The 22,783-nt window shown below is 65.8% G+C and carries 18 protein-coding genes; 16 read left to right on the forward strand and 2 right to left on the reverse strand.

What is annotated here, in order from left to right; all coding sequences use genetic code 11:
- Nucleotides 1–185 precede the first annotated feature (185 nt).
- From L5014_RS20400 to L5014_RS20440, 9 genes are all read left to right on the forward strand, one after another.
- Nucleotides 186–647, forward strand: a complete 462-nt coding sequence (locus L5014_RS20400) for a flavin reductase family protein (RefSeq protein ID WP_274389441.1) — start codon at nucleotides 186–188, stop codon at nucleotides 645–647.
- Between the two features lie 553 nt (nucleotides 648–1,200).
- Nucleotides 1,201–2,409, forward strand: coding sequence for a sugar transferase (locus L5014_RS20405; protein WP_238465554.1), 1,209 nt, complete (start codon nucleotides 1,201–1,203; stop codon nucleotides 2,407–2,409).
- A gap of 261 nt (nucleotides 2,410–2,670) precedes the next feature.
- The gene (locus tag L5014_RS20410) at nucleotides 2,671–4,083 is read left to right on the forward strand and encodes a polysaccharide biosynthesis/export family protein (RefSeq protein WP_420800106.1); all 1,413 of its coding nucleotides are present in this window, start codon (nucleotides 2,671–2,673) and stop codon (nucleotides 4,081–4,083) included.
- Nucleotides 4,084–4,148: 65 nt separating this feature from the next.
- Complete coding sequence (locus L5014_RS20415) at nucleotides 4,149–6,386, forward strand: GNVR domain-containing protein (RefSeq protein WP_238465556.1); 2,238 nt, start codon at nucleotides 4,149–4,151, stop codon at nucleotides 6,384–6,386.
- 4 nt (nucleotides 6,387–6,390) lie between these two features.
- A complete protein-coding gene (locus tag L5014_RS20420; RefSeq protein ID WP_238465557.1) occupies nucleotides 6,391–7,467 on the forward strand; it encodes a glycosyltransferase family 2 protein in 1,077 nt (358 codons plus the stop codon).
- A gap of 26 nt (nucleotides 7,468–7,493) precedes the next feature.
- On the forward strand, nucleotides 7,494–8,591 hold the full coding sequence (locus L5014_RS20425) for a glycosyltransferase family 4 protein (protein WP_238465558.1): 1,098 nt from the start codon (nucleotides 7,494–7,496) through the stop codon (nucleotides 8,589–8,591).
- A complete protein-coding gene (locus tag L5014_RS20430) occupies nucleotides 8,579–9,862 on the forward strand; it encodes a glycosyltransferase family 4 protein (RefSeq protein WP_238465559.1) in 1,284 nt (427 codons plus the stop codon). Before L5014_RS20425 ends, L5014_RS20430 begins: the two co-directional genes overlap by 13 nt.
- A gap of 87 nt (nucleotides 9,863–9,949) precedes the next feature.
- The gene (locus L5014_RS20435; protein WP_238465560.1) at nucleotides 9,950–10,867 is read left to right on the forward strand and encodes a glycosyltransferase family 2 protein; all 918 of its coding nucleotides are present in this window, start codon (nucleotides 9,950–9,952) and stop codon (nucleotides 10,865–10,867) included.
- 96 nt (nucleotides 10,868–10,963) lie between these two features.
- Nucleotides 10,964–12,487: a hypothetical protein gene (locus L5014_RS20440; RefSeq protein ID WP_238465561.1), complete on the forward strand. Its 1,524-nt coding sequence runs from the start codon at nucleotides 10,964–10,966 to the stop codon at nucleotides 12,485–12,487.
- 645 nt (nucleotides 12,488–13,132) lie between these two features.
- Here the strand turns inward: L5014_RS20440 and L5014_RS20445 are convergent.
- Nucleotides 13,133–14,260, reverse strand: coding sequence for an acyltransferase family protein (locus L5014_RS20445; RefSeq protein WP_238465562.1), 1,128 nt, complete (start codon nucleotides 14,258–14,260; stop codon nucleotides 13,133–13,135).
- 369 nt (nucleotides 14,261–14,629) lie between these two features.
- Between L5014_RS20445 and L5014_RS20450 the strand changes: the two genes are divergently transcribed.
- From L5014_RS20450 to L5014_RS20480, 7 genes are all read left to right on the forward strand, one after another.
- Nucleotides 14,630–15,775, forward strand: coding sequence for a glycosyltransferase family 9 protein (locus L5014_RS20450; RefSeq protein ID WP_238465563.1), 1,146 nt, complete (start codon nucleotides 14,630–14,632; stop codon nucleotides 15,773–15,775).
- Nucleotides 15,776–15,957: 182 nt separating this feature from the next.
- Nucleotides 15,958–17,427 (forward strand): MBOAT family O-acyltransferase, encoded by a 1,470-nt coding sequence (locus L5014_RS20455; RefSeq protein WP_238465564.1) that lies wholly within the window; start codon nucleotides 15,958–15,960, stop codon nucleotides 17,425–17,427.
- A gap of 2 nt (nucleotides 17,428–17,429) precedes the next feature.
- Nucleotides 17,430–18,668: an SGNH/GDSL hydrolase family protein gene (locus L5014_RS20460; RefSeq protein WP_238465565.1), complete on the forward strand. Its 1,239-nt coding sequence runs from the start codon at nucleotides 17,430–17,432 to the stop codon at nucleotides 18,666–18,668.
- Nucleotides 18,665–19,159, forward strand: coding sequence for a VOC family protein (locus L5014_RS20465; RefSeq protein WP_238465566.1), 495 nt, complete (start codon nucleotides 18,665–18,667; stop codon nucleotides 19,157–19,159). The genes L5014_RS20460 and L5014_RS20465 overlap by 4 nt, the downstream gene beginning before the upstream one ends.
- Nucleotides 19,160–19,189: 30 nt before the next feature.
- Nucleotides 19,190–19,438, forward strand: a complete 249-nt coding sequence (locus L5014_RS20470) for an acyl carrier protein (RefSeq protein WP_238465567.1) — start codon at nucleotides 19,190–19,192, stop codon at nucleotides 19,436–19,438.
- A 10-nt stretch (nucleotides 19,439–19,448) separates the two neighbouring features.
- Nucleotides 19,449–21,389, forward strand: coding sequence for an HAD-IIIC family phosphatase (locus tag L5014_RS20475; RefSeq protein ID WP_238465568.1), 1,941 nt, complete (start codon nucleotides 19,449–19,451; stop codon nucleotides 21,387–21,389).
- A 94-nt stretch (nucleotides 21,390–21,483) separates the two neighbouring features.
- Nucleotides 21,484–22,563, forward strand: coding sequence for an acyltransferase family protein (locus L5014_RS20480; protein ID WP_238465569.1), 1,080 nt, complete (start codon nucleotides 21,484–21,486; stop codon nucleotides 22,561–22,563).
- 22 nt (nucleotides 22,564–22,585) lie between these two features.
- Here the strand turns inward: L5014_RS20480 and L5014_RS20485 are convergent.
- Nucleotides 22,586–22,783 (reverse strand): transposase (locus L5014_RS20485; RefSeq protein WP_420800107.1); only part of this gene is annotated, 198 nt, incomplete at its 5' end.

Raw genomic sequence — 22,783 nt, forward strand, 5'->3', positions numbered from 1 at the left:
ATGTTCAGTGCAGCGCGGCCACGGCAACGAATGTGGCGAAGAGCGTGGCAACGAATGTGGCAACCAACGTGGCAAAAAACGTGGCGACCAACGCGGCAACAAGCGCGGCAAAAAACGCGGCAACAAGCGCGGCAACAAGCGCGGCAACGCAGGCAGGCGAGCCGCCGCGCTTCGACGAGCGGCGGCTGCGCACCGCGCTTGGGCACTTCGCGACCGGCGTGGTGGTGATCTCTACAGGCAGCGGCGACACGCTCCATGCCATGACGGCCAACGCATTCATGTCGGGCTCGCTGCGGCCGCCGCTCATCGTGGTGTCGGTCGGGCAGCATGCGCGCATGCACGAACGGCTCATGTGCGCCGAGCGCTTTGGCGTGAGCGTCCTCTCCGACGAGCAGGAGCCCCATAGCCGTCATTTCGCGGGCGAGCCGCAAAGCTGGCTCGCGCCGCGCTTCACGGAAGTGGACGGGCTCGACGGCGTCGTGCTGCTGGAGCGTGCGGTCGCGCGCTTCGGGCTGCGCATGACCGATCGCCATGCGTGCGGCGATCACACGTTGTTCGTGGGAGAGGTCATGGCGTTTTCGCTCGACGAGCGCGCACCGCTCGTGTTTTTCGGCGGACGTTATGCGGGCGTGGCCAAGGTGCGCTGAAGTTTCGATGAAGGTTCGCTGAAGGTTCGTCGCATAGCGCACGCTTTCGTCCGGCAAATTGAAAAAGCGGCAATGCGCAGACTAATTCGAAAACCCATACGAAAACCCATACGAAAACCCACGCGCCATAGCCACGCGATGTGAATTCATGGCGCCGCATGCATTCCTTCGATCAATCAATTGATCAGTGAAATGCACCGCTTTCGGTGCGGTTGCGCGCGCAATCGCATCTGCCGCGCGTGCTTGCACGCCGCGCGATAAATCCTTTCACGACGATCACAAACCGTTGGTGGGGTTGCGCACGGAATCGCCGCTGCGCTCCTCGTACCGTGTCGATATGGACCCGGACATCGCACGAGCAGTGCCGGGATCCTCAACAAAAGCGTACTGCGTGGACAGGACGATCTGCGCGTGTCGTCTCGGGTGGCGGCGAACGGGGAAGCACACACCGTTCGGCACCGACGCCAGATGACCGTTGCAGGTGACACGACAGCAACGCGCTGCATGGGGGCGAATACGTTCACTGAACACGCCACGTTTTTGGGGTAGGGATATGTATGCGCTAGTCCATCGCGCGATCGATATCGCGCTTATCGTGCTGGGTGCGTTTGGAGCCGTGCACCTGAATCTGAACCTCCCCGACGTGAGCCCGGCGCATCGTCTCGATCCCACGCTCGTCGCCTTCGTGGCGGCGCTGGCGTTGTCCGTGTTTCCCGCGTGCGGCACCTATCCGTCGCGCGGCAGCCGCTCGGTCATGAATGTCGCGAGCCGCACGGCGTTTGCGTGGCTCGCGGTGCAGCTTTGCGCGCTGGCCCTGCTTTATGGCCTGCATCGAGATCATCTGATTTCCATGCCGTGGTTCATCCACTGGACGCTGACCACAGGTATTTCGCTGCTCGCTTCGCACGCGCTTTTCGTCAGTGGATTCAGCGCGGCGCGTCACGCGGGTGCGTGGTTGCGGCGCAGCCACGCGGTGCATGAGCCGCTCGGGGCGCTGGTGCCGGTGGTGCAGCTTGCGCCGGTGGTGCACGCGGTGCGTGAGCCGCTCGGGGCGCTGGTGCCAGTGGTGCAGCTTGCGCCGGTGGTGCACGCGGTGCCCGGAGTGCCGGGAGTGCCGGTGGCGCAGCTCGATGCGCGCTCGCGCATGGGCGCGGCGCGGCATGCGGTGAAGCGCGTGTTCGACATTGTGGTCGGCTCCATGCTGATCGTGATGCTGCTGCCTGCGCTCCTCTTGCTGGCGCTGATCGTGAAGAGCGATGGCGGGCCCGCGTTGTACGGTCATACGCGGGTCGGGCGCAATGGCAAGAAGTTTCGTTGTCTGAAGTTTCGCTCGATGGTGGTGAATTCGGAGGAGGTGCTCAAGCAACTGCTCGCCACCGACCCCGAGGCGCGCGCCGAGTGGGAGCGCGAGTTCAAGCTCAAGCACGACGTGCGCGTCACGCGTATCGGCCACTTCCTGCGCCGCTCGAGTCTCGACGAACTGCCGCAGCTCTGGAACGTGGTGCGTGGCGAGATGAGCCTCGTCGGACCTCGCCCCATCATCGACCAGGAACTGGAGCGCTACGGCATCAACAGCAAGTACTACCTGATGGCGACGCCCGGCATCACGGGGCTCTGGCAGGTGAGCGGGCGCTGCGAGACCGACTACGCGACGCGCGTTTCGCTCGACGTGAACTACGTGCAGAACTGGTCGCTGCATCGGGACATCGAGATTCTCTTCAAGACCTTCTTCGTGGTGATTCGAGGAACTGGCGCGTATTGATGCTAGGAACAGGCGAGGAACGGCCGCTGGCGCGCCGGTATGTGCACCTGACACAGGGACAAGAAAAAAGACGGCAATGGGGCAATCAGGGAGGAACCGGTTGAGGGCGTAAAGGTTCGGTGTTCGGTGTGGCGGGAGGAAGTTGAAGCACACACGCAGGGAGCGGCACGAAGCGCAGGGCGAGGACTGAAGTTCGCAGGCCGGGATTCGTGGTGCACACGACGTCACGGGACGGCCAAACGCAAGATTGGGGGTAGGACGATGGGACTCAGCAAGGTGTGCGGGACATGGCTGGCGGATGCGCGCCGGGCAAGCAGGCGTTTGCTGCAGCAGGCGGTCCGCCCGGAACGAGCGAATCAAGCGGACCGAGCGGAACGACTGGAACGACTGGAACGAGCGGAACGATCGCGTGAACGACCGGAACGACCGCGTGAACGAGCGCACGCGCCGTCGTGGCACGCGCGCGCGCTCGATTTTGTGCAGCCCGTGAGGCTGGCGAAGGGGCTGGTGTCCGCGGCAGCGGCTGCGGCGCTGGCCGGTTGCATGCTTTCGCCGGGCATGAGCTATAGCAGCATGGCGTCGGGTTCGGGCGGCGGGGCGCTGGCGACCACCGGTTCCACCGTGCCGAGCGGCACGAACCTCGCGGCGAGCACGCTGGCGAAGGCGGGTGCGGACGGCGCGCCTGCGGGCTCGCTGATCGAAATCACGCGCGAGCTGGTCGAGACGGAGCGCGCCGCGCGGCCTACCGGCGTGCCCAAGGGCGTCCAGTCGCTGTTCGCCAAGGCCAAGCCGTATGAAGTCGGGCCGGGCGACATCCTGAGCATCGTGGTGTGGGATCACCCCGAGCTCAACATGCCGGGCTCGGTGGCCTCGGGCAACGGCGCCGATGCGTCCGGCGCCAACTCGGTCGCGCAGGGCTATACCGTCGATACGAACGGCTTCATCCAGTATGCCTATATTGGTCCGCTCAAGGTCGCGGGGCTCACGGAGATGGGCGTGCGCGACGCGCTCGCGGAGAAGCTCGCGAAATACGTGCGCCAGCCCCAGGTCACGGTGCGCATCCAGACCTATCGCAGCAAACGCGTCTACCTCGACGGCGAAGTGAAGACGCCGGGCGTGCAGGTGCTCAACGACATGCCGATGACCCTCCCCGAGGCGGTCAACCGCGCGGGCGGCTTCACCGAGAAGTCGGACCGCTCGCGCGTGGCGGTCACGCGCGGCGACGAAACCGTGGTCGTGGACATGCCCGACATGATCCGCAAAGGCGTGAACCCGGACCGCATCGTCCTGCGCGACGGCGACCTCGTGCGCGTGTTCGCGCAGGCGGACAGCAAGGTCTTCGTGATCGGCGAAGTGCAGCGTCCCGGCGGCGTGATGTTCAACAACGGCCACATGTCGCTGAATCAGGCGCTGGGCGACGCGGGCGGCATCAGCCAGACATCGGGCGACGCCTCCCAGGTGTACGTCGTGCGCGGGCGCGAGTCCTCCAAACCTCAGGTTTTCCATCTCGACGCCTCGTCGGCCGCCGCGATGGCCACGGCCGACGCATTCGAGCTCAAGCCCAACGATGTCGTCTTCGTCGATGCCTCCGCGCTCGTGAAGTGGAGCCGTGTCATCAACATGATCCTGCCGGCCACCCAGGCGGCCGCAGCCGGCCGCGCCGTGGGCTACTAATCGCATAAGACATAGGGCACCGCCTCTGCCGGACATGGCTGCCGGCGCCCCAATGGAGAGAACAGATGAACCAGCGTGACTACCTGCTCGAAGGGCCCCCTGAACAGGGGCTACCCGCGCCTCCCGAGGGCGGCCATATCAGCGGCGTGCTCGACACGCTCTACCAGAGCCGCAAGATGATCGCCATCGTCACCGCGCTGTTCGCGGTCGTCGGCGGCGCGTACGCACTGCTCGCGCAGCCCATCTATCAGGCCGACGTTCTCGTTCAGGTCGAGGAGAACCAGAATTCCGCCAAGAGCGCGCTGGCCGATCTGTCGTCGATGTTCGCGGTGAAGACCGCGGCCTCGGCCGAGATCGAGGTGCTGCGCTCGCGCATGATCGTTTCGCGCGCGGTGGACTCGACGCGGCTCTATCTCGACGTCACGCCGCGCTTTTTCCCGGTGGTCGGCCAGTGGGTCGCGCATCATCTGCACATGTCGGGATGGTCGGGCTGGGGCGGCTACGCGTGGGGCAACGAGGCCATCGACGTGGCGCGCTTCGACGTGCCCGACCGGCTTCATGGCGTGCGCTTCGTTCTCACCACGAAGCCCGACGGCGCCTACACGCTCAGCCACGACGGCGTGCAAATGGAGGGCAAGGTTGGCGAGCCGCTGCACGTGACAGTGCCGGGTGGCGCGATCGACCTGCTCGTCAATTCGATCGACGCGCACCCCGGCGTGACGTTCCAGATCGTCCGCAGCTCCGAACTCACCGCGATTCAGGCCCTGCAAACCGGCCTGATGATCTCCGAGAAAGGTAAGGAATCCGACGTGATCGGCGTCGCGCTCGAAGGCGCGGATCCGGTCAAGACCGCCGCGATCCTGAACGCCATCGGCAACGAATATGTGCGGCAGAACGTGCAGCGCACGCAGGAGGAAGCCGAAAAGCAGATCGCCTTCCTCGACAAGCAACTGCCCGAACTGAAGGCGCAACTCGAAAAAGCGGAGAGCGAATTCAACGCGTTTCGTTCGGCGCACGGCGCGGTGGACCTGGGCGCCGAAGCCACGGCGCTGTTGCAAAGCTCCGCGCTGGCGCAGTCGCGCATCGCCGACTTGCGCCAGCAGCGCGCGCAACTGCTCGCGCGCTTCACGTCGGACAACCCGGCCGTGATCGCCATCGACGGGCAGCTCGACGAGGCGCAGAAGTCGCTCGCCCTGCTCGCCACGCAAACGCGCGCGCTGCCGCCGCTCGAACAGGGCGTGCTGCGGTTGCAGCGCGAGGTGACGGTGGACACCAACATCTACACGAACCTGCTGAACAACAAGGAGCAACTGCGTCTGCTCAAGGCCGGCAAGGTCTCGAACGTGCGTCTGATCGACGGCGCCGCCGTACCCGAAAGCCCGGTGCGGCCCAAGCGCGCGTTCATCCTCGTGGCCGCGCTGCTCACGGGACTGTTCGTGAGCGTGGCGTTCGCCCTGCTCAAGCGCAAGCTCAACAGCGGCATTGCCGTGGTGGACGACATCGAAGTGGGCACGGGCCTCACGGTCTACGCGGCCGTGCCGCGCAGCCGCGTGCAGCATGTGCTCACGCGGCGCCTGCCGTCGAGCACGCCGGGCATGACCACGGTGCTCGCGCGCACGGCGTCGTTCGACGCGGCCGTCGAGAGCCTGCGCAGCTTCCGCAGCGCGCTCGAATTCGCGCTGGAGGAGGCGTCCAATCGCATCGTGCTGCTGGCCGGGCCTACGCCCGTGGTGGGCAAATCGTTCGTCTCGGTGAACCTCGCGGCGCTGCTCGGCTCGTCGGGCAAGCGCGTGCTGCTGGTGGACGCCGACTTGCGGCGCGGCTCGCTCAACCGGCATGTGGGCGTGCCGTCGAGCCCCGGCATCACCGACATCGTCGAGCAGGACGGCGGCTACGACCAGGTCGTGCATCAGCAGGTCATGCCGGGTGTCGATTTCGTCGCCAACGGCGGCTACGTGACGAACGCGAGCGAGCTGCTCAAGAGCCGCAGCTTCCAGCGCTTCGCGCAGTGGGCGGACGGCATCTACGACGTCGTGCTGATCGACGCGCCGCCGATCCTGCCGGTGGCCGACTCGGGCATCGTGGCCAATCTCGCGGGCACGGTGTTCCTGATCGCGCGCTACGGCGTGACGAGCGTCTCGGAGCTGCGCGAATCGGTGCGCCGCTTCGAGCAGATCGGCGTGCCGATTCGCGGCGTGATCTTCAACGACATGACCTCGCGGCCCGGCAAGTACGGCAGCGAATACGCCGCCTACGGCTATGCGAGCTACACCGAGCCGCAAGGTGGCGTGACCGGGAGCTGACGCCATGAAGGACATCACCGTTGTCATCGGCAACTACAACTACGCACGCTTCCTGCGCGAAGCGATCGAGTCGGCGCTCGCGAACGTGCAGATGAATGCGCGGCCGGGCTCGGACGAATGCGTACGCGTGCTGGTGATCGACGACGGCTCCACGGACGATTCGCGCACGATCATCGAAAGCTTCGGTGAGCGCGTGACGCCCGTTTTCAAGGAGAACCAGGGACAGTCTTCCGTCTACAACCTCGGCCTTGCGCTCGTGCAGACCGAGTACGTGCTGTTTCTCGACTCGGACGACATCCTCTACCCGGATGCCTGCGGCGAAGTGCTGCGCGCGTTCGGGTCGGGCAACTACGCCAAGGTGCAGTTCCGGCTCGACGTGATCAGCGAGGAGGGCGTGCGCACCGGCGTGCGCGTGCCGCACTCCACGCCGCCGAGCGACTGCGCCGCGCTGTTGCGGCGCGGCTGGCTCTATCCTTCGCCGCCGGCCTCGGGTAACGCCTACCGTGTGAGCGCGCTGCGTTCGGTCTTTCCCATCCCGATGTCGTGGCAGCACCGCAAGGCGGCTGACTTCTTCGCGATCTACGGCATTGCGCTCACGGGCGCGATCTGCGCGCTCGATAGCACGCTGGGCGGCTACCGCGTGCACCGCAAGGCCGAGGACAAGCGCGGCGACTCGATTGGTCAGGCGGGACTCTCGCTTGGCAACTGCGAGGACGTGAGTGAAGTGGAGCGTTCGTTCCCGTGGCGCTGGGAGACTTTGCGACACATGATCCGCACGCGCCTGGGCGAGGATCTGCCGGCGCATTTCATCGATTTTTCGTACGAGAAGAACCGGCTGTGCGTGCGGCTCTACGAAGCGTCGACCGTCGAGCGCTGGCGCTGGCTGATGTTCGAGTCGCGCCGCTATTTCGCCTCGCTCGTGGGCAACCCGTACTGGAGCGCGGGCAAGAAGGCGGGCGCGCTGGGCCTCACGCTGATGTGCCTGATTCCATCGCGTCAGATCAATCATTTCGCGCTTCGATACATCTCGAACCCCGCTGCGCGGTTTGCCATGCGCGGCTCAGTGGCCGCGCGCGGCTGAAGATCGAACCTGTCCGGATCATGCCGATGAACACTCCGCAAGCCCGCCCACTGGTGATCAACGGCCGCTTTCTCGGCCGCCGCGCCACGGGCGTCGACCGCTTCGCCTTCGAGACCGTGCGCGCCATCGACGAGCTGATCGCGGCGGGCGACCCGATCGTGGCGGGCCTGCGCGCGCAGATCGTCGTGCCGGCCGCGCTTGCCGGGATGCCGAACCCGTTCTCGCACGTGCAACTGCGCGCGAGCGGCAAGGGCAACGGCCTGCGCTGGGAGCAATTCGCGCTGCCTCAGGCGGTGCGCGGCGGCCTGCTGCTGAACCTGTGCAATTCGGGGCCGCTCATGTATCGCAGCCAGGTGACCGTGCTGCACGACGCGGCGCCCGCGCGCGTGCCGGACAGCTACAGCCGCTCGTTCGTCGCCTGGTACCGGCTGATGGCGCCGAGCATCGGGCGCATCGCGCGCCGCGTGATCACCGTCTCCGAATTCTCGCGGCGCGAACTGTGCGAGGCGTATCGCATTCCGTTCGCGAAGATCGGCGTGGTCTACGAAAGCGGCGAGCACATGCTGCGCATGCTCGGGGCGCAGGACGTGGGAGGACAAGGAGAGCGTCCCTTCGTGCTCGCGGTGGGCAGCCTGAACCGCCACAAGAACTTCCAGCTCGTGGCCGAGGCGGCGCAACTGATACGCGACGCCCAGTTCGACATCGTGGTCGTGGGCGGCGGCGATGCGCGCGTGTACGGCGCCTCGGGCGGCGCGCTGCCCGGTTTCGTGAAGCACCTCGGCTACGTGAGCGACGCAGCGCTCGTCTCGCTCTACCGGCGCGCCGCCTGCTTCGTTTATCCGTCGCGCTACGAGGGGTTCGGACTGCCGCCCGTCGAGGCGCTCGCGCTCGGCTGTCCGGTGATCGCCTCGCGCCTGCCGTCGGTCGTGGAGGCTTGCGCAGACGCCGTGCTCTACACCTCGCCCGACGATCCCGCGCAGCTCGCCGCGCTGCTAGAGCGCGTCACCGCCGACGCCGCGCTGCGCGAGACGCTGCGCGCGCGCGGCCGCGAGCGCACGGCAGCGCTCACATGGCGGGCCACCGCCGTCAAGTTGATCGAGGAGATCTCGCCATGGCTCATGTAGTTCACGCCGGCCCTTCCAGTCACGCCCCGCGCCGGACGCATCCGACGCTCGGGGCGGACGGGGCCGATGATGCGGGGCGCTATGGCCGGGTGGCGATCGTTCACGACTGGCTCGTTTCGTATGCGGGTTCGGAGAAGGTGCTCGAGCAGATCATCCGCATGTTCCCCAACGCCGACCTCTACAGCATCGTCGACTTCTTTCCCGAGCAGCATCGCGACGCGCTCGGCGGCAAGCATGCGAGCACCTCGTTCATCCAGCATCTGCCGCGCGCGAAGTCGTCGTTTCGCGCCTATCTGCCGCTCATGCCGCTCGCCGTCGAGCAGTTCGATCTGTCCAGCTACGACCTCGTGCTCTCGTCGAGCCATGCCGTGGCCAAGGGCGTGCTGACCGGGCCCAACCAGGTGCACGTGAGCTACGTGCACTCGCCGATTCGCTACGCGTGGGACCTGCAGCACCAGTATCTCGACGAAGCCGGCCTCAGGCGCGGCGTCAAGAGTTGGCTCGCGCGCAGCCTGCTGCACTACATGCGCATCTGGGACCAGCGCACGGCACACGGCGTGGATGCGTTCGTCGCCAATTCGGGTTTCGTCGCGCGGCGCATCCGCAAGGTGTACGGCAGCGAGGCGGTCGTGATCTATCCGCCCGTCGACGTCGAGCGCTTCGGGCTCGGTGCGCAGCACGAGGACTTCTTTCTGATTGCCTCGCGGATGGTGCCGTACAAGCGCATTCCGCTCATCGTCGAGGCGTTCGCGGTGATGCCGGACAAGCGCCTCGTCGTGATCGGCGATGGCCCCGACTTCGAGCGATGCAAAGTGCTCGCCGCGCCCAACGTCGATCTGCTCGGCTATCAGCCGGACAGCGTGCTGGTCGACCACATGCAGCGTGCGCGCGCGTTCGTGTTCGCGGCCGAGGAGGACTTCGGCATCTCGGTGGTGGAGGCGCAGGCGTGCGGTACGCCCGTGATCGCTTATGGTCGTGGCGGCGCGCGCGAGACGGTGATCGACTCGCACGACCCCGAGCGCGCGACGGGGCTCTTCTTCAGCGAGCAGAGCGTGGACGCCATCGTCGATGCGATCGCGCGTTTCGAGGCGCATGTGCCGTTTCGTTCCGAGGTGTGCCGCCATAACGCGCAGCGCTTCACCGCCGAGCGCTTCCGGCGCGATTTTATGGGCATCGTCGAGCGCACGGTGGAGGCCAACCGTGGTGCGGGTGGCACGGGTGGCGCGGGCGATGTGCCGTCGCTCATACGACGGCGCTGGCGTTCCGCGTGAGCGGCCGGCGCGGCCACGCATTCAGTCAGTAACGCCAATCAATTGCGGCAAGCAACACCTCGACAATTCGGGCACCGGGGGATTTGCATGAAGAGGTACGTCATCGTGGCGACCAAGGGACGGCCGGTGGAGACCGCGACGCTGCTCGACTTTCTGCACGACCAGGACGCGCGGCCGGACGGCGTGTATATCGTGGGCGCGAGCGCGGCGGATCTGCCCGATGCGGCGGGCCATCCGCTGCTGGCGTCGACGCGCGTGGCGCTGCTGGTCGGCGACAAGCCGGGCAGCACGACCCAGCGCAACGTGGGCATCGAGGCGCTGCTGAAGGACGCACCGGACGCGGCCTCGGGCGAGCGCTGGTTCGCGAGCTTTTTCGACGACGATTTCCGGCCGCACCGCGGCTGGCTGCGCGCCTGCGAGGCGCTCTTCACGGAGCGTGACGACGTGATTGGCATGACCGGCCAACTGCTGGCCGACGGTGTCAAGGGCAGCGGCATCAGCGAAGCCGATGCGCTGCGCTACCTGTCGGGCGAGCGCGAGCGCGAACCGCACTGGGCCTCGGGCGAGCGCCGCGAGATTGGCTGCGCGTATGGCTGCAACATGGCGTTCGTCGACCGCGTGATCCGCCAGTGCCGCTTCGACGAGGCCTTGCCGCTGTACGGCTGGCAGGAGGACTACGACTTCACGGCGCATGCGCTTTTGCTCGGGACGGTCGTGTACGAGCCCGGAAGCATCGGCGTGCATCTGGGCACCAAGCGTGGCCGCACCTCGGGCGTGCGCTTCGGCTACTCGCAGATCGCCAATCCGCTCTACCTCGCGCGCAAGCACACCATGCATCCGCGCCGCGCCTGGCGTTTCATTTCGCGCCACCTGTGCTCGAACCTCTATCACAGCGTGCGCGGCCATCCGCTGGTCGACTATCGCGGCCGCCTGAAGGGCAACGTACTCGCGTTCGTCGACATGATGAAAGGCGTCATCCATCCGCAGCGCATTCTCGAGCTCTGAGGCTCGCGCAATTCGCGAAACTCGCGAAACTTGGGCAGGCGCGGCGTAATTATCCGGTGCGTGCTGGCATGCGCGCATGGGTCGTGGGGGATTGAAGTGGGACTTTCGGCATACGGCGGCATCGTGTTTCTCTTCGGCCTGTTCGCGCTCAACGCGTCATATCGCTGGTCGATCTACGCGCTGGTGGTGTCCTGCGTGCTCGCGTGCGCGGTGGCCATCGTGCTGCCCGGCGGCATCGGCATCATGCCGGCCAATCTGTTTCTCGTGTTCTTCGCGATCCGCGCATTCAACCTGGGCGGCGGCAAGATGCTGAGCGAGTCGATCTCGATCGGCAAGCCGGGCTTCTGGCTCTTTTGCACCTGCGCCTGGGGCGTGTTCGGCGCCATCGTGCTGCCGCGCGTGCTCGCCGGCTCCACGCTGGTCTTCACGGTTTTCGACCGCAGCGCCGATCCGAACACCGAAGGCCTGCTGACGCCGCTGCGGCCGGTCTCGGGCAATCTCTCCCAGTCGTTCTACTGCGTAAGCGACCTCGTGGTGTTCTGCAGCGCGTATGTGCTCATGAAGTGCCGCGGCGCGTACGACGTGCTCGGCAAGGCCGTGCTCGTGCTTACGGCGCTCGACGTGCTTGCCGCCTTGATGGACATCGGCGGCCATTTTGCCGGTGTCGATGCGCTCGCGTTCGTGAAGACGGCGCAATATGCCTACAACACCAATCTGGAACTCGGCGGCATGCTGCGCATTGGCGGCACCTTCAGTGAGGCCTCGGCATTCGCGTTTTTTACGCTGCAACTCTTCGCGGTCTGCATCAATATGTGGCTGGTGGGCTATCGGCCCAAAGTATCGGGCGCGCTCGCGGCAGCCACCGGCATGCTGCTCCTGATCTCCACTTCGGGCAGCGCCTATGTGGGTCTTGCCGCCTATCTGCTCGTATTGCTCGCGAGCCGGCCGAGCCGCATCTCGGCTGCGGCGGGCGCGCGCAAAGCACGCATGTGGACCGTCATGGTCTGCGTGGGCGTGCTGGCGGCGTTCTATATCGCGCTGTTCATGCCGGGCGTGGTGCGGGCGCTGAGCGACTTCGTCGACGCAACGATACTGGCCAAGGTCGACAGCTCATCCGGCGTGGAGCGTTCGAGCTTCAATAGCCAGGCGTTCACGAACTTCCTCGATACCTATGGCATGGGTGTGGGCATCGGCAGCATTCGCGTGTCGAGTTTCGTGATGGTCGTGCTCGCGAGTCTTGGTGTGCCCGGGGCGGTTTTTTATGGGCTGTTTTTCGTCAGGACTGCTTTGACGCCGATTCCGCGCGAGTATCCGGGCACTGATCGCGCGGTTGCCTATGCTGCGCGCCACGGTGTGTATGCGGCGCTGATCGTGGCGTCGGTGTCGGCGTCGGTTTTTGATCTGGGCGTGAGCTTTTATGTGCTGGCTGCTGCCGCTGGCGGTTTGACGGTGCGCGCGCGGCGCCGCGCGAGGGCGGTCGTGCGCAAGGGGCCCGTTGTTGTTACCACCGATGCGCAACCCGAGCTTGCTGTGGGGCGTGCTCAGGCACGCGATGGGCAGGAGCGGCGCGCATCGTTCGTGCGGCAGGCGATGCCGCGTCGTATATCGGGGCGTGGTTGAGGCTTGTTTTTCGTTTTTCGGTTTTCGTTTTTCGCGTTTCCTTGTTTTCGTGTCGGTCTATTAGCGTTGCCCCTGTGCGGGGCGGCACCTACTTTTCTTTGCAGCGGCAAAGAAAAGTAGGCAAAAGAAAGCCGCTCACACCGCTAGTGTTACGCCGTCCACCTCTTGCCTGTGATCGGAGCGGTTCCGGAGCGTCTGTCATCACGCGCCGTATAACAGAGTGACTAAGGGCTCATACCTCCGGCGGCGCTACGCGCGCCGTGGGGCATAATCCAAAACCATCAGGATGCCTGTGCATTGATGCAGTGCATGCGCATTCGAGTGCCGAGGCAGCATGCCTGGTTTCCCATGCATACCCGACCGCTGCGCGCGTAGCGAGCAGCGGGATGTGTGGGCCCTTTGTCACTGAGTTTGAAGGTGCGAGGTGACGGATGCCCCGGAACCACTTCGATATAAGGCAAGAGGTGGACGGCGTCACACTGGCGGTTTGAGCCGCTTTCTTTTGCCTACTTTTCTTTGCGGCTGCAAAGAAAAGTAGGTGCCGCCCCGCACAGGGGCAACGCTAATAGACCGACACGAACACAAGGAAACGCGAAAGAGCAACCGCGAAAGAGCAACCGCGAAAGAGCAACTGCACCGAAGCACCTAGCGCACCGCGACCCCATCCATGCGCGCAGCATCCTGCGCCTCCTTACGCGCCCTCGCAAGCCGCCGGCGCGTCCACTTGATTGCAGGCTTCTCAACACAATGCCACGATACGAACGCACACGCGAACACGCCAGGCGCAGCAATCCACAGCGCGCTCAGATGATCGAGATTCGGCCAAAAATGCGCGACAACCTGCTGAGTAGCGAATCCATAAATATAGATCCCGAACGAGTAGTCATTACGCGGCGCGAAGCGATGCAGCAGCGGCGTGGTCCCGACCCACAGCACGCCATACCCGAACGCCACGTAAAACATGGGTTGTGCGAGCGCGGTGCCGCGCAGGCCGATATACACCGCGAACAGTGCCACAGCAACCCAGCCGCAGATATGAATGCGATCGCGCAACGCATAAAGCAACATGCCGGTCATAAAAACGGGCTCGGGAAAGTAAGCATAGCCATTGGGGCCGCCAGGCTTGTTCGCCAGATCGCGCAGCGTGAAGTGCACATGCGGCTCTAAATGGGGATGAACGAGAAACGGCACCATGCCGATCAACACGGCCACGAGCATTCTGCGCGGGCTCTTCAGCAAACCCAGCACGCCCGTCACGAGCACGACGATGTAGTAGCGCACTTCGATCGGCAGCGTCCACAGCGGCGCGTAGATTGCGTTGGGCGCGTGATTTGTCTCGAAGACGCCGGGCAGTTGTATCGGCTTGCCGAGCATGATGACGGAGAAGCTGTCGAGATTGCCCCACGTGAGGCCCGAGGCGAAGTACTTGCGCAAGGGCAGCGTGGTGAGGAACGGCCCGATGATGAAGATCGCGACGAGCGACGCCACGGCGATGGCCGGCCAGATGCGCGCCGTGCGCAGGATGACGAAACGCATGGCGGAGCGTTGCCGGTCGAAGCTCGCGGTCACGAGCAGGCCGCTTAGCAAAAAGAACGCGAACACGCCGAGGCTGCCGGAATAGTCGAAGCCGAGCAGGGCGGCGACGAGGTCCGTGTGTCCATCGGGTGACTGGACCACGAACGAGTGCGCGTAGACCACCGCAGCGGCGGCGAGCAGGCGCACGAGGTCGAAGTTATTGCGCTCGCGTGCGAGCGCGTCCGACAACAGGGTCATGGAGGGGGCTCCTCATGAGCGGCGCGGCGCGATGCGGGCTCGGCGCGCGTGATCGGGCTCGGGGCGCGTGATCGGGCGCGAGCGGGCGCGACCCGCAACGGTGCGCTTCACGCATTGTGCGGGTCGCCGCCGCGCCCGACTGTGCTCTCGGCCACGTTGAGGCGCGTCTCGTTGCGCCAGGCCACGTATGACGTGTGCGGCACGTATGACGCACGTATAACGCACGCATGGCGCGCGCGGGGTTACGCGTGGGTCACGTGCGGTGCATGTCTGGCGCGTGTGGCCTCGCCTGGCGCCCTTGCCCGGTCCTCAGTGTGGCCTAACCGACAGTCGCGCGGCCCCGGAAAGCGGATCGTACGACCTGACCAGATGGCCACCGTCAGTGGCGGCCGGGCCAGGAATCCGGATGGGGGAGGAACCGTGCCAGACAACACCATCAAGAGGGTACTGATTTACCGCATCGGCAGTCTCGGCGATACGGTGATCACGCTGCCGTGCTTGCACCTCGTCGCGCGTACCTTTCCGCAGGCAAAACGGGTGATGGTGACGAATCGCCCGCGCGTCAGCCGAAGCGCGGCTTCAGTCTCGATCCTGGAGGGCTCCGGGCTCATCGACAAGTTCTGGCTGATTCAGATCGGCGTCAACACGTGGTTGGACAAGCTCGCCCTGCTGCTGAAGATCCGGCTGTATCGTCCGCAGGTGCTGATTTACCTGTCGGAGTTCGGGCGCGTCAAATATATGCATCGCGACCAGGCGTTCTTCCGGCTGGCCGGCATCAAGCGCATCTATGGCATGGGCGATGGCGGCCCGCTCGAGCATCACGTCGATGCGCAGTCGCATGAGTGGGAGCCGGAAGCGTCCCGGCTCGCACGCTCGCTCAGCAAGCTCGGTGATGCAGGCATCGAGCGGCCCGAGAACTGGGACCTGCATTTGACGCCGTCGGAGCGGTGGGTCGCGAGCGAAAAGCTTGCGCCGATGCGCGGCATGCGTTTCTTCGCGTGCGCCCCCGGCAGCAACCGGCAAACCACGGATTGGGGGCGTGAGCGGTGGCGCGCGCTATGCGAGGCGCTGTCGCAGGCGTATCCGGAGATGGGGATGGTCTTCCTCGGCTCGGCGGCGGACACCGGGATGGCGGAGCAGATCGCCGCCGGATGGCAAGGTGCGAAGCTGAACCTTTGCGGTCAGCTCGCGCCGCGCGAGACGGCGGCCGTTCTGGAAAGGGCAACGCTCTACATGGGTCCGGACTCCGGCCCCATGCATCTGGCCGCCGCAGTGGGGACCAAATGCGTGGCGCCGTTTTCCGCGCGCGTGATGTCCAAGGTCTGGTTCCCGTTCGGGACGGGTCACAAGGTGATCTTTCACAAGACCGAATGTGCCGGCTGCTGGCTCCATACCTGCGAGGCCGAAAAACACCGCTGCATGACTTCGATAACGGTGGACGAGATGGCGCAGGCCGTGGCCGCGTCGGTCAATGAGCGCGTGGCGCACGCAGCCTCGCCCCGCACCCCTGCTTGATCCTCAGTGTGGCCTAACCGACAGTCGTTGGGCCCTGGAAGGCGGATCGTACGACCTGACCGGATGTGACCGGATGGCCACCGGGCGTGGCCGGATTGTGGCCGGAGTGCGGCCAGGTTGCGGCCAGGTTGCGGCCGGATTTTCACGGAATTCTTGCCGACTTTCATATCGGGGATGGAGTCATGGAGTTGACGTCCTGGCAATTCGTTGCTTTCAGCGTCGCGGTCGTATTCCTCGTCAACGCTTCGCGCGACGCACGCTGGCGCGCCAGCGTGCTGGCGCTCGCAAACGTTGCGTTCATTGCGAGCCATCTGCGTGCGCCGTCTCAGGCGCTCGCGCTCGCGGCGATGCTCGTCGGCGGCTACGTCGCCACGCGCGTCGTGCGGCGCTGGAACAGCCGCGCCGTGGTGGGCCTGGCCATCGCGCTCGTGGTGGTCGGCTTCCTGTATCTCAAGCACTACTCGTTCATGAGCTTCGTGCCGACACTGCCGTTCCTGTACCTCGTGCTCGGGCTCTCGTACATCCTGTTTCGCATCATTCACCTGATCGTCGATACGGCGAGCGGTGATATTGGCAAGCCCATCGCGGTCTGGGAATACTTCAACTACACCTGCAACTTCCTCACCTTCATCTCGGGTCCGATCCAGCGCTTTCAGGACTATCGCGCTGACGCCGAGGCCGCGCGCGCGCTCGAAGCCGCCGACGTGGACGAAGGCATGCGCCGCGTGATCTGGGGTTACTTCAAGATCCTCGCCGTGTCGGCCACGGCCAACGTGGTGTTCTTCAAGCTCAGTCCCGCGTTGTTGCAGGCGGGCGCGCACCCCGCGCTCGCGAGTGCCTGCGCGCGCTACGTCGCGACTGCCGCCGTCTACACCGTGTTCCTCTACTACAACTTCTCGGGCTTCATCGACGTCGTGATCGGCTTCGCGCGCCTCGTCGGCATGCGCCTGCCCGAGAACTTCAACAAGCCGTTTCTCGCGGCGAACTTCCTCGACTTCTGGGGCCGCTGGCACATGACGCTGTCGAACTGGTTCCGCGACTACATGTTCAATCCGCTGCTGGCCGCGCTGATGGGCCGCTTCGAGAACCCGCGCCTCGCGCCGTGGTTCGGCGTGTTCGGCTTCTTCGTCACGTTCGCGGTGATGGGCATCTGGCACGGCGCCACGCCCGTGTTCGTCGCCTACGGTCTGGTGATGGGGCTTGGCGCGAGCGTCAACAAGGCGTTCAAGCTGTTCATGACGGCGCGCCTCGGCCGCGCGCGCTATCGCGATCTGTGCAAGGCGCCGTGGTACGTGTATCTGTGCCGCGGGCTCACGTTCGCTTATTTCACGATGGGCGTGACGGCGCTCTGGGTCGACCTCGCCCAGCTCGCGACGATCGGCCGTGCGCTCGGCGTCGTGGGCGCGCTGGCTGCGTTCGTCGCGTTGAGCGCGCTCGGCACCGCGAGCTTCGCGGCGGCGGATCTGGCTCAGGCTGCATGGACCGCGTGGACCGCATTCGCGCGCATCGTCCACGGAGCAAACGCCGCCACGCATGACCGTGCCGCGCGGCCGCTGGCCGCCGCGTTCGCGCTCGCGGGCGTGCTGCTCGTGACGCTGGCGGTCAACACGCTCTATGCGCAGCCTCCCGAATTCGTCTACAGGGCCTTCTGATCATGCGTATTCTCCTGACCTCCGGCCTGAGACTTCTGGCGGCGTGTCTCGTGCTTTACGCACTGCTGATTGCCGTCGCGCTGCTGGCCTTTCCGCTGCCGGGGCGCGGCGCGCCCTTCGATACCTCCACCGCGTCCAAAACGGTATTCGAAACCGAGGCGAAGTACTTCGTGCTCAATCGCCACGTGCTCGGCACGCCGGGCACGCGCGTGGTGCTGCTCGGCGCTTCGAACACGGTCGGCGGCTTTCCCGTGAAGCTCACCCAGGCGGAGCTGTCGGGCGCTTCGGTCGTGAGCGCCGCGCTCAGCGGCTCGAACGTCACGCAGATCCGCGAAGCCTTCGAGCTCACGCGCCGCGCGATCAAGCCCGAGGACCGCGCGCGCACGGTTTACGTGATCGGCCTCTGGTACGGCGTGTTCGTCGCCGACGCGGCGCACTGGCCGCACGCCGCGGGCCAGCCCATGCAGACCGCGATCGATACCGAGTTGTATCGCTACGACTTCTATCGCCGCGAGCCGCATGGTCCGATGCCGGTCGTGCCCGAGCGTCTGCTGCCGGCGGCCACCATCGCGATCTATCCGGTGATCGCGCTCGAGAAGCTCGTGCGTGTCGTGACGGAACCCGTGCGCGCGGCGTTCCTCGGCGCGCAGCCCAACCGCACGGACAGCGAGCGCGACGCCTATGTGGCGACGGCGCAAGACAAGCGCGAGCAGACCGCCTATTGGCTCGCCTCATTCCCCGACAACCGGATCGACAGCCGCCAGTTCGCGGCGCTCGAAGCGCTCGTGGACGAAGCGCGCGCGGATCACAGCCCGGTCGTGATCGTGAATCTGCCGATTCCGGCGTGGCATTCCGCAGCCGTGCGCTACGACGCCGATTACCTGAAAGACGTGAACGCGTTTATCGCGCGGCACGCCGACGACCCGCTATTCGCGAGCGTCGATATGCGCGACATGAACAACGACACCTGGTTCTCCGACGAAGTGCATCCGAAGCCGCGCGTCGTGCCGCTGTGGGTGCGCCGCATCGCGACGCCGGTGCAGACGTTCGTCGCCCGCGTGGATGCGCGCGCCGGCGTGCCGGTGGGTGTGTCTGCGGGTGCGCGCGCGGGTGAGTCTGCCGGTGAGTCTGCCGGTGAGTCTGCCGGGGCGTCTGTGGATGCGCCTGTGAACCTGCCCGTGGACGCCCGCGCCGAGATACCCGTGGACGCGCACGCCAACCGCAAAGGACCGCAATCATGAACGCCGCACTGACGTTCCACCACCACGGCCTCGCGGTGAGCGCGCCCGACGAGGCGTTCCGCTTTCTCGACGCCCTCGGCTATGCGCGCGGCGAGGCGCTTTACGACCCGCTACAGCGCGTGAACCTCGCGCTGTGGACGCACGACGCCATGCCTGCGGTCGAAGTCGTCTGGCCGGGCGAGGGCGCATCGCCGATCGACCGCATCCTGCGTCACGGCCCGACGATCTACCACACCTGCTATGCGACGCACGACGCGAACGCGTGGCTCGACGCGATGGCGCGCAAAGAGATTGAGATCGTGACGGTCTCCGCGCCTACGCCCGCGATCCTGTTCGGCGGACAGAAGGTGTCGTTCCACATGGTTTATGGCGTCGGCCTCGTCGAGCTGCTGCATCTCGACACGGCGTGCGCTCATATTCGAAGCGAAATTCGAAGCGAAATTCGAAGCGAACCGCAGGCTGCGGCTGTGATCACGCCCGCGGCGGCCTGACATCGACTCACCTTCCCGAAGGGGGACAGCATGACCGAGCAAATGATCTACTCGCAACTTCAGCCGATTTTCGATGACCTGTTCGATACCGGCGACGTGGCGCTCGCGGCAGAAACCACCGCCGACGACATCGACGGCTGGGACAGCCTCAACCACGTGATGCTGATTCTCGCCGTGCAAAAGCGCTTCAAGGTGAAGTTCTCGGCGGCCGAGATCAGCGGGCTCGCGAACGTCGGCGCGCTTGTCGCGCTGATCGGCAAGAAGCTCGGCGCTGCCTGAGGCCGCGACGATGAGCGCCTCCCTCTATCTCGAGCTTGGCTGGCTGCCGCCCGCGCCCGACGACTTCACGCAACGTTGCCGCGCAATTGCCACGTCGACAGAACCAGCCGGCGCGCAGATCGCGGCGCTCGCGCGTTATGCGCTCGACAGCAGCCAGTTGAACCGGCTCGCCGCGCTGATCGCGAGCGCGCGCGAGAGCGGACGCAGTCTCGAACCGCTCGCGCCGCTCACGCCGCTCACGCTCGGGCTCGTCTGCAACGCGACCAGCGACACGCTGCGCGCCGCGCTGGTGGCGAGCGCCGCGCGACACGGATTCGCGCTCGACTGCGTGGGTACCGGCTACAACCAGGTGGTGCAGGACGCGCTTTCCGCCGACTCGGCGCTCAATCGCGCGCGGCCCGAGATCGTGCTGCTCGCGCTCGATCATCGCGCGTTGCCATTGCAGCCGATGCCCGGCAACGAAGCCGCGAGTGCGCAGATGATCGAGGAGGCTGCCCAGCACGTCGATCTCGTGGTGCGCGGGATTCGCCAGAACAGCGGCGCGGTGTGCATCGTGCAGACGCTCGCGCGTCCGCCCGAGACGCTGTTCGGCAGTCTCGACTACCGCACGGCGGGCACCTGGCGCACGCTCTGCGAGGGCTTCAACCGGCGCCTCGCCGACGGCCTCGACAAGTCGCCGAACCTGCTGCTCGATGTTGCCGGCATTGCCGAGACGGTCGGGCTCGCGACCTGGCACGACCCGGCCATGTGGAATCTCGCCAAGCTGCCGTTCAGCGACGACGCGCTGCCGCTCTACGCCGACCACGTGTGCCGCGTGATCGCGGCGTGGCGCGGCAAGAGCCGCCGCTGCCTGATCCTCGACCTCGACAACACGGTGTGGGGCGGCGTGATCGGCGACGACGGCCTCGACAACATCCGCATTGCCGAAGGCGATGCGGTAGGCGAGGCGCATCGCAGCGTGCAGGCCGCGGCGCTTGCGCTGCGCGAGCGCGGCGTGGTGCTCGCGGTCTCGTCGAAGAACGACGACGAGGTCGCGCGCGGGCCGTTCCGCGAGCATCCCGAGATGCTGCTGCGCGAGGAGCACATTGCCGTGTTCCAGGCGAACTGGCAGGACAAGGCGAGCAACATCACGGCGATCGCGGAGAACCTCGCGCTCGGCCTCGAATCGATGGCCTTTCTCGACGACAACCCGGCCGAGCGCGGGCTCGTGCGCGAGTTCACCTCGCAGGTCTGCGTGCCCGAAGTCGGCGACGATCCGGCGCTCTACGCGCGCACGCTGTTCGCCTCGGGCGCGTTCGAGGCCACGCTGTATTCGGACGAGGATCGCGCGCGCGCCGGCTTCTACCAGGCCAACGCGCGCCGCGTGGCGCTCCAGCAGCAGGCGGGCGACCTGGCCGCCTATCTGCGCTCGCTCGACATGGAGCTCACGTTCAAGCCGTTCGACGCGCCGGGCCGCGCGCGCATCGCGCAATTGATCGGCAAATCTAATCAATTCAACCTGACGACGCGGCGCTACTCCGAAGCCGACGTGGAGGCGTTTGAGAACGCCGCCGACTGCCTGACCTTGCAGGTGCGCCTCAAAGACGTGTTCGCCGACAACGGCATGATCAGCGTGATCGTGGCGCGGCTGCGCGAGGACGCGCTCGAGATCGACACGTGGCTGATGAGCTGCCGCGTGCTCGGACGCAAGGTGGAGCACGCCGTGCTGCAAAAGCTCTGTGCGTATGCACAGGCGGTGGGCGCGCGGACCATCGTCGGCGAGTATCGGCCCATGGCGCGCAATCGCATGGTCGAGCAGCATTACGCGAACTTCGGCTTCGCGCTGCGCGAACGCGATGCCGATGGCCGCACTGTGTGGACACTCGATCCCGCACACGGACCGGAAGAAGCACTGCCGATGCGTATCGTCGATTTGACGGCTACGCCAGTGCAGGCGCTCGACGGCGTATGAGCGTCGAGCCAGGGGAGGGCGGGCAGGCCCGCTGGCTTGCTCGATAAGGGCGCTCGCGCGGCCACGCGGCGCCCAACCGAACGAGGTTCACGCCATGAAAAAATTAGGCTCCATTCAGGTTCTACGGGCCATCGCGGCAGTCCTGGTCATCTTCTGTCACGGCGCCACCGAAGTGGGCGGCAGCCACGCCGCGCTCGCGCCGGGCCTCTGGCCGCTCGTCAACGCGAAAGGCCTGTTTGGCGTCGACCTGTTCTTTGTCGTCAGCGGCTTCGTGATGATGTACATCATCTCCGGCAAGCGCTCGAGCGGCGTGACGGCGGCCCGCTTCCTCGGCGAACGCATCGCGCGGATCGTGCCGCTCTATTGGGCGGTGACGCTGCTGTCGGTGCTGATCGGCCTCGTCCTGCCGGCGCTCAAGCACAAGAACGGCTATGCGGTGGACTACGTGCTGCGCTCGCTGCTGTTCGTTCCGTCGAGCAACCCCATAACGGGGGCGCCGGAGCCGGTGCTCGGGCTCGGCTGGACGCTGAACTACGAAATGTTCTTCTATGTCGTCATTTCGCTCGTGCTGTTGCTGGGCGTGCGGCGCGTGTTCGCGGCGGTGCTGGCAATATTCGTCTCGCTCGTCATGCTGGGCATCTTCTTCGATCCGACCGACGTCATCCTGAAGAGCTGGACACATACGATCATTCTGGAATTCGCGCTCGGGGCGTTGCTGGCCGAAGCGAGATTGTCAGGATTCCGTATTGGTATGCCCGCGCAGGTCGTGCTGGTGCTGGCTGGCATTGCCGGCTGGATGTATTTCGGCCCGCCGTCGGACGGCGTATTCGCCATGCGCGGCTTCGGATGGGGGCTGCCGGCCGGCGCCATCTTTGCCGGTACGGTGATGGGCCGCCGTGACGTCGAGTACCCCAAGCTGCTGCTGCTGGTCGGCGACGCTTCGTATAGCCTCTATCTGACTCATCTGTTCGTCATGCGGCTCTGCTCGCTGCTGGTGTTTCACCTTCCGATCAGCCCCGAGCTGAGGGTGATCGTGTTCCTTATCGTGTTCCCGTGCGCAGCGATTGGGTTCGCGATCCTCTCGTATCGCAAGTTCGAGATGCCGACCTTGCGGTACGGCAGACAGCTTCTCGAGGCGCGTCTGAGCAAGGCAGGCCTCGCCGAGGGGGCGTAACCGCAGGGCAATCGCATGAAGCTCAAAGGCCGAGGATCTTCTCGCGGTACGGATCACTGGCGCTGGCTTTGAGCCTTCGGTTTTTCAGCCCAGCTTTGGTGGTCGTATCTCGTTTGAGCAGATTCAGAGCCATGCGGCGCAGGATTGCAAAGTTCTGCGCTGCGTTTTCGACCCGCACGCGACATTGATCTTCGCCGAAGGCCACATCGAGCACCCAGTG

This window comes from Paraburkholderia tagetis, from assembly GCF_022213065.1.
Lineage (GTDB): Bacteria > Pseudomonadota > Gammaproteobacteria > Burkholderiales > Burkholderiaceae > Paraburkholderia > Paraburkholderia tagetis.